Source organism: Mesorhizobium sp. M7A.F.Ca.MR.362.00.0.0, assembly GCF_004023175.1.
GTDB lineage: Bacteria > Pseudomonadota > Alphaproteobacteria > Rhizobiales > Rhizobiaceae > Mesorhizobium.
In genome coordinates this window covers 7791-8134 of sequence record NZ_RZTF01000302.1, presented here as the reverse complement: position 1 = coordinate 8134, position 344 = coordinate 7791, and the positions used below count along the sequence as shown (strand labels likewise).

Below are 344 nucleotides of genomic sequence, written 5' to 3'. Positions count from 1 at the left end.
ACGCAACCGGTCAGTCCGCAGTCTTCGGCAGGCGTAAGGAGCCCCATACGGTCATCATCGCCCGGGGCAACGAGATCAGGCATTTCACGATCCGACCGTGGCTGGCGGCCTTTATCGGCTCGGCGCTCGCCGCCATTGCCGTCGGCTACCTCATGGCCACCTCCTATCTGGTGCTGCGCGACGATCTGATAGGCGCCACCACGGCGCGCCAGGCGCGCATGCAGCAAGCTTATGAAGATCGCATTTCGGCGCTTCGCGCCCAGGTCGACCGCATCACCAGCCGGCAGTTGCTCGACCAGCAGCTGATGGAAACCAAGGTCAGCGAACTGCTCGAACGGCAGAGC

General features: G+C 64.0%; 1 pseudogene. It reads left to right on the top strand.

Annotation, left to right across the window (positions count from 1 at the left end):
- Positions 1-344 (top strand): annotated as a pseudogene (locus EOC06_RS43695) (vitamin K epoxide reductase family protein); the annotation flags it as partial.